The organism is Microcystis sp. Msp_OC_L_20101000_S702, assembly GCF_007095705.1.
Taxonomy (GTDB): domain Bacteria; phylum Cyanobacteriota; class Cyanobacteriia; order Cyanobacteriales; family Microcystaceae; genus Microcystis; species Microcystis ichthyoblabe_A.
In genome coordinates, this window is the sequence record NZ_SFBO01000020.1 from 1 (window position 1) to 7,347 (window position 7,347).

The following is a 7,347-nucleotide window of genomic DNA, read 5'->3' on the forward strand; positions in this document are numbered from 1 at the left end:
TTAAGATGTTGGTGGCTCATTTTGGGTCTGATTTGTTTTTGTTAATGATCAGACAGTACCTGATGAGCCTTTCTTTGTCAACTCTTGAGGTTGATGCGTTTCATTTTTGAATTGGCGGAGGTTAATCAGAAAATTGACTCTCTCCAAAGAGATGTTAATCAAAAATTTGACAGTCTCCAAAGAGATATGGATCAGAAAATTGACAGTCTTCAAAGAGATGTAGATGAGAAAATCGACAATCTCCAAAGAGCTATGGATCAAAAATTTGACAGTCTCCAAAAAGATGTTAATCAAAAATTTGACAGTCTCCAACAAGATGTGAATGATTTAAAGGTGGAAGTCACAGAAATCAAGGGAGATATTAAAAATCTTGATCAGAAAGTCGAAACAATGGATAAACGACTGGAAAAAGTCGAATCTAGTTATGCAATTCTAGTTAAAGATATTGCGGACTTGAAAGGGTTTAAATCCCTGATTATCCTCATGGTTGTAGCTTTTTTAAGTGCCGTGGTAACTTTGGGATTGCGCGGCTTTTTTCTTGGTAATAAACCTTAATTTTTTATTTCAATAAAGTAGTTATCTGTAAGAGGGTTTTAATTATGACACAAACTAGCGAAACCGTTACCTATTCCCTTGAATCTGTCCTGACAAGGATCGAGAGTAAAATCGACAATCTCCAAAGAGATGTTAATCAAAAATTTGACAGTCTCCAAAGAGATGTGGATCAGAAAATTGACAGTCTCCAAAGAGATGTGGATCAGAAAATCGACAATCTCCAAAGAGATATGGATCAAAAATTTAACAGTCTCCAAAAAGATGTTAATGATTTAAAGGTGGAAGTCACAGAAATCAAAGGAGATATTAAAACTCTTGATCAGAAATTTGAAACAATGGATAAACGACTGGAAAAAGTCGAAGATGGTTATGCAATTCTAGTTAAAGATATTGCGGACTTGAAAGGGTTTAAATCTCTGATTATTCCCATGGTTGTGGCTTTTTTAAGTGCCGTGGTAACTTTGGGATTGCGCGGCTTTTTTCTTGGTAATAAACCTTAAATATATCAAGGAATATTGTTATCATCAAGTTTATTTTTTACTCTACCAATAAAATCTATGAGTTTTTGTATTAATCCTCATTGTCCCAAACCGAAAAGTATCACGGAGAGTCGTTACTGTCAATCCTGTGGTTCCGACTTGCTTTTAAATGGTAAATATCGAGTCACAAATTTATTGAGTGCCAAAGGTGGATTCGGTAATACCTATGAAGTGATAGATGAACGTAAAATACCTAAAGTGTTAAAAGTTCTTACCTACGATTCTAGCAAAGCTATTGATTTATTTCAACAGGAAGCCAATCTTTTAAAACAATTAAATCACCCCGGTATTCCCAAAGGAGAAAACTATTTTATTTATCATCCCCGGGAGAGTCAAACTGCTTTACACTGTTTAGTCATGGAGAAAATTGCTGGTATTGACTTAGAAGAACATCAAAAACAAAGAGGATTTAAACCGATTGATTATAATCTCGCTTTGGATTGGTTAAGTCAGTTGGCTAATATTCTCCATGAAGTTCATAAACATAAATTCTATCATCGTGATATCAAACCCTCTAATATTATCTTAAAACCCGATGGTCAATTAGTTTTAATTGATTTTGGGGCAGCGCGACAGGTGACTAAAACCGTCCTAGCAGGAGGCAAAAATACGGGAATTTATACCCCCGGATATGCTCCTCCTGAACAATCTCTTGGTCACTCTGTCCCCCAATCAGACTTTTATGCTTTGGGCAAAACTTTCGTCTTTTTGTTAACCGGTAAAGAACCCAGTGACCCGAAAATTTATAATATTAATACAAATGAATTTAACTGGCGTAAATATGCACAAAATATCCCTTCTCGATTAGCAGATTTTATCGATAATTTAATGGCAGAAAAACCTATTGATCGACCGAAAGATACCAAAACTTTGCTAAAAATTATTACCGATATTAAAGCCAATCCCCATCAAACTAAAAAAACTAAAAATTCTCCTCCTGAAAAACCTAAAATTATTCCTATTCCCAATCCTGCACTTATTTCTTTACTCGCCGCAATTTCTCCCAGTTATGCTGGGTTTTGGCTCCGTTTCAAAGCTTCTTTAATTGATTCTTTTATCGTTTTTATTATCGCAGCTTTATTAGGTGGTTATATCTGTTTTCGCTTACAACAATGGTCAACTTTTCAAGATTTAAATCTTAACTTTGATATTCCCAAAGAAATCTGGGTTTACTATGCAGCAGGATTAAGTGCAGCCGGAACAACAATTTTTGGTTTTGCTTTATTTATAGCGGCAATTATCTATAATATTCAAGCCAAAGTTAACTTTACTCACGAATATATTGCCATTCTGACTGCTCTTGGTTTAGGAATAGTGATTAAATGGTTATATTATGTTTTCTTAGAATATCTTTTTAAAGCCACTATTGGTAAAATGTTTTTTGATTTATCCGTCACCGATAGCCAAGGCCGACGCATATCTTTTGCAAGAGCAAATCGCCGCTACTTACTAAAATATCTCTCCACTGCTCCCTTATATTTGGGCTTTTTACTGGCAGCTTGGACAAAGAAAAAACGCGCCCTTCATGACATGATTTCTGGTACACAAATCCGCAAGAAAAAGTAAACAGATACTAGAAAAGTAGGGAGAGGGGAGCGGTACGAATAGGATAAAATTAACTACAATAGGGACAAGATATTCCTGCTCGGTAATTGGGGGACTGTTTATCTTTTTCATCGATGGGATGACCACAAGCGGGACACATTTCATAATGTCCTACCTCTAGATTAGCTGTTAGTGCCACTCTTTGATCAAAAACAAAACATTCTCCTTGCCAAAGACTCTGATCGGGATTAACTTCTTCTAAGTATTTCAAAATACCTCCCTCTAGCTGATAAACTTGAGAAAAGCCTTGATTTAATAAAAAAGCTGCCGCCTTTTCACAGCGAATTCCCCCCGTACAAAAAAGAGCTATTTTTTTATTGTTAATACTATCAAAATTTTCCTGAATATACTCAGGAAATTGGCGAAAATGCTGGATTTCTGGGTTAAGCGCTCCCGCAAAAGTACCGATCGCCACTTCATAATTATTACGAGTATCGATCACTACCACGTCCGGCTCTTTCAGCAATTGGTTCCACTCTTCAGTTTTGAGATGAATTCCTGTGTTTTCGAGAGGATTAGCCTTGGGTTGACCAAAAGTCACAATTTCCTTTTTTAAGCGAATTTTTAAGCGTTGAAAGGGCAAATAATCACAAACAGACTCTTTCACCTCTAGATTAGCTAAACGAGTATCGGTTTTTAACCAACTAATCACTTCAGCGATCGCTTGACGGTTCCCGGCGATCGTTGCGTTAATCCCCTCGGCTGCCAGAAGAATAGTTCCTTTAATTCCTCTTTCTTGGCAGTATTTTTGTATTTCTGGCTGTTTTTGACGATAATCTGACAAAGCCACAAACTGGTAAAAAGTGGCGACTAGATAAGACATGGCAGGCAAGGGAAAAATTAACTTGTAATATTTTTCACTATAGGTTATAATAACGAGAGTGTCTCAAAAACCAGATCGGGGGTTTAGCTCAGTTGGTAGAGCGCCTGCTTTGCAAGCAGGATGTCAGCGGTTCGAGTCCGCTAACCTCCATAGTCATGACTGATTCCCCTTTGCTTGGTGATTAGCTCAAGTCTTCTTGGGGAGACAATTAGCTAGTTAATTATTAAATGATGTCTCGTACCTATCAAGCTACTGGAATCAATCTGCAAGGAATGGCCTTCGGAGAAGCCGATCGCCTCTTAACTATTTTGACCGCCGAGTATGGTTTAATTAGAGCCATCGCTCCAGGTGCGCGCAAGTATAAATCTTCCCTGCGAGGTAGAAGCGAACTATTTGTGGTCAATAATCTGTTGATAGTCGCAGGAAAATCCCTAGATAAGGTCGTTCAAGCTGAAACTATCGAATCTTATCCCAAATTAAGTCAAAATCTCGCCAAACTAACCGTTAGTCAATACCTCTGTGAACTGGTTTTGGCGATCGCCCTGAGCGAACAACCCCAGAGGGAATTATACGAATTAATCTGCAGCCATCTGGCCAGAATTGAAGTCCTCGACGAGAATGAATACATACTTCCCTACCTTTGTCAAGCAATTTTTCATTTCTTAATAATTGCCGGCTTAGTGCCGCAAGTCCATAACTGCCTGTTGACGGGAAAAGCTTTAATTGGGGACAATTGCCTAGGATTTAGTTTCGAGGCAGGGGGAATAATAGATCTAGCTGCCCTAACAGAAACAATCAACCCGCCCAAAATCGATAGTAAACTGACGCGGCAAGAACTGCAATTACTGCAATGCCTAGGAAAAACAGATTTTCCCCCAGAAGAAAACCTTACCTCAGAACTAGCTTGGATTAACCTCGATCGTTTGCTGCGTCGCTATACTCAATATCATCTGGGAAAAACTTTTCGCTCCTCGGCATTAGTTGAGGGTTTATCTCCCTTAGAATTTTAAACAGATAGCAAAAATCATCATAATGCAACTGTTTGACTCAGAAACTGACGACGCTACGTCCAGCGCCTCCCCCACTCCTGTTTTTAATTCTTCCGATTCCTCACCGAGGCAATCCGACGCAGAAACCATGAACCGCTTGCCTAAACGTGCGCCCAAATCCAATCCTCGTCAGGGTTTTGCCCCAGTGCTAAAAAACCCGCGCTTTCTCATTCTCTGGGCGGGGGGAATTTTTTCCCAATTAGCGGATAAATTCTATTTAGTCCTGATGATCTCCCTAATTGCCACCCATTACCAAGAAGCCGATCAATCGATTAGCGGCTGGGTATCGGCGATAATGATTGCTAATACAATTCCGGCGGTGTTAGTGGGTTCGGTGGCAGGTGTATATGTTGATAGATGGTTAAAAAAACAAGTTTTAGTTATTTCTAACCTTTTACGCGGGGCTTTTGTCCTCGTCATACCCCTATTATTATGGTTAGTGCGCGAGCAAACTTTAGCGGTTCCCCTCGGTTGGTTGCCTGACGGTTTAAGAAATTGGCATTACCGGCTACAAGGAGAATTTAATTTACCCTTCGGTTTTTTCCTGTTGTTAGTCATTACTTTTCTTGTCTCCACCCTAACCCAATTTTTTGCCCCCGCCGAACAATCTACCCTGCCATTAGTGGTAAAACGTCGTCATCTTCTACCCGCTAATTCCCTCAACACTTTAACCACCATGGCAGTATTAATTATCGGTTTTGCCATCGGTGAACCTCTATTAGCTTTTGCTGATAGCATTTTCGGCACGAGAGCCGGACAATTTGATATTGGCAAAGTGATGATTGTCGGTGCTTTTTATATAATTGCCGGTTTAATTCTAATTATCCTGCGAACTAGCGAAAAATATGTTATTCCTACCGCAGAACAGCCCCATGTTTGGGAAGATATCCGCGACGGCATTCGTTACCTCAACAAAAATCATAAAGTTCGTAACGCCCTAATTCAATTAGTCATCTTATTCTGTATTTTTGCTGCTCTATCAGTATTAGCCGTCAGTATGGCGGAAAAACTACCCGGGTTAAAAGCTTCTCAATTCGGCTTTTTATTAGCCTCCTGTGGTGCAGGAATGGCAGTTAGTGCGATTACTTTGGGTTATTGGGGCCAAAAATTCTCCCACACCCAATTAAGTCTCTGGGGTTCTCTGGGTATGGCGGCAGCTTTAATCGGTTTATCTTTAGCAACAAAGAGTTTAATTTTAGCCTTCGCTATGACCGCTTTATTAGGGATTTTTGCCGCTTTAGTCGGGGTTCCCATGCAAACTACCCTACAGGCAGATACACCCCCCGAAATGCGCGGTAAAGTCTTTGGTTTAGAAAACAATGCCGTTAATATTGCCCTCTCTTTACCCTTAGCTGTTGCGGGTATCGCCGAAACTCAATTCGGACTCCGACCGGTACTATTAGCTTTAGCAGTTATGGCAGTTATCGGCGGTGGTTTTACTTGGTATGTTTCTCGCAATTTATCTAAAGATTAGCGGAACTTTTCAGTTATCAGTTATCAGTTATCAGTTATCAGTTATCAGGAGTCAGGAGTCAGGAGTCAGGAGTCAGGAGTCAGGAGTCAGGAGTCAGGAGTCAGGAGTCAGGAGATTGCCTTTATTTATTCTCCTATCTCCCCCGCAAAGAAGCGGGCGTTGTCAGATCAGAATATGAAGAATGAATTGCGACACAACGAGAGCCTTACTGTTAAAGCGTTTTCAAGTCTGCTCTGATGCGCCATCATCTTCAAACTTGACAACGCCACTAAACGGTTGTACGAACAGGGTTATCAACGAGAGGATATTCTCAACCTCTTTAAAATAATAGAAAACGGGTTTCTTAAAGAAACCCGTTTTCTGGATAATCCTAAGAGTGAGCTAACCCGCTACACTTTTGTCAACTTTTATTGATTTAATGTCCACTTTTACCGTAAGTATTGTCAAGTAACCTTAAACTTGTTAGAATCAAAGAGTTATTATTTTCTAGTAGTCATTCACCGATGAGATTAGTTAAGATGATATTACATGACTAATAATGTTGATCATGATCGCTTATTTAAGGAGTTGATTTCCACCTTTTTTGTCGAATTTATTGAGTTGTTTTTTCCTGAAGTAATGAATTATTTAGACACAGACTCAATTACTTTTTTAGACAAAGAAGTATTTACCGATGTCACGGAAAGAGAAAGGCATAAAAGCGACTTAGTAGCACAAGTTAGGTTTCGCGGAAAAGAATCTTTCTTTCTGATTTATGTCGAGGCGCAGGAAAGTTCTCGAAAGTGGTTTAACCGGCGGATGTTTACTTATTTTGCTCGCTTTCATGAGAAATTTGTCTTACCGATTTATCCGATTGTAATTTTTTCTTACTCCCAGCCCAAAAAAGAAGCAATTAGTCAGTATGTAGTCGATTTTCCCGATTTTAAGGTGTTAGAATTTAACTCTGAGAGGGGGACAAGCGAGCTAGAAGGTAGATAGGGCAAGCGATATAGCTCTTTGTCCCTTGATGTAATCCTTCAACCGATAGCGGCTAATTTGCATTGGCTCTTCTATATTTTTTTGGGAACATTTGATGTAGCTGGAGCCAATGATAGAGATGTTGACCCACATAAAAACTGCTGTGTCTGCGTTGACCTTTATATCTTGTTTCAGGTCTTGTGACATATTTTTGGATTCCCATATCCTTAATTTTTTTACCTTGCATTGTGGCACTTGTATAGGCGATAGCTATAACAATTATCAGCTTTGATAGGTATTGCGGTGCTAATTGAGAACCTTCTAAGCTATAGCCTCCCGACTTAA

At 39.2% G+C, this 7,347-nt stretch carries 6 protein-coding genes, 1 tRNA gene and 2 pseudogenes; 7 read left to right on the forward strand and 2 right to left on the reverse strand.

Annotation, left to right across the window (positions count from 1 at the left end; genetic code table 11):
* Positions 1-93 precede the first annotated feature (93 nt).
* Genes EWV60_RS02370 through EWV60_RS02380 form a run of 3 tightly spaced genes read left to right on the forward strand, consistent with a single transcriptional unit; the run spans position 94 to position 2,660 of the window.
* Positions 94-555 (forward strand): polyhedral envelope domain-containing protein, encoded by a 462-nt coding sequence (locus EWV60_RS02370; RefSeq protein ID WP_287230622.1) that lies wholly within the window; start codon positions 94-96, stop codon positions 553-555.
* 44 nt (positions 556-599) lie between these two features.
* A complete protein-coding gene (locus EWV60_RS02375) occupies positions 600-1,055 on the forward strand; it encodes a coiled-coil domain-containing protein (protein ID WP_002793975.1) in 456 nt (151 codons plus the stop codon).
* Positions 1,056-1,112: 57 nt separating this feature from the next.
* A complete protein-coding gene (locus tag EWV60_RS02380; RefSeq protein ID WP_287230627.1) occupies positions 1,113-2,660 on the forward strand; it encodes a protein kinase domain-containing protein in 1,548 nt (515 codons plus the stop codon).
* Between the two features lie 49 nt (positions 2,661-2,709).
* Here the strand turns inward: EWV60_RS02380 and trhO are convergent, their stop codons facing one another.
* The gene (gene trhO / locus EWV60_RS02385; protein ID WP_287230630.1) at positions 2,710-3,522 is read right to left on the reverse strand and encodes an oxygen-dependent tRNA uridine(34) hydroxylase TrhO; all 813 of its coding nucleotides are present in this window, start codon (positions 3,520-3,522) and stop codon (positions 2,710-2,712) included.
* Between the two features lie 77 nt (positions 3,523-3,599).
* On the opposite strand from trhO, the gene EWV60_RS02390 reads away from it, so the two are divergent.
* From EWV60_RS02390 to EWV60_RS02405, 4 genes and pseudogenes are all read left to right on the forward strand, one after another.
* Positions 3,600-3,672, forward strand: a tRNA-Ala gene (locus EWV60_RS02390).
* 77 nt (positions 3,673-3,749) lie between these two features.
* Positions 3,750-4,532: a DNA repair protein RecO gene (gene recO / locus EWV60_RS02395; protein WP_002732991.1), complete on the forward strand. Its 783-nt coding sequence runs from the start codon at positions 3,750-3,752 to the stop codon at positions 4,530-4,532.
* 22 nt (positions 4,533-4,554) lie between these two features.
* A complete protein-coding gene (locus EWV60_RS02400) occupies positions 4,555-6,045 on the forward strand; it encodes an MFS transporter (RefSeq protein ID WP_287230634.1) in 1,491 nt (496 codons plus the stop codon).
* 528 nt (positions 6,046-6,573) lie between these two features.
* Positions 6,574-6,987 (forward strand): annotated as a pseudogene (locus EWV60_RS02405) (Rpn family recombination-promoting nuclease/putative transposase); the annotation flags it as partial.
* Between the two features lie 88 nt (positions 6,988-7,075).
* Here the strand turns inward: EWV60_RS02405 and EWV60_RS02410 are convergent.
* A pseudogene (locus EWV60_RS02410) lies at positions 7,076-7,347 on the reverse strand (IS4 family transposase); the annotation flags it as partial.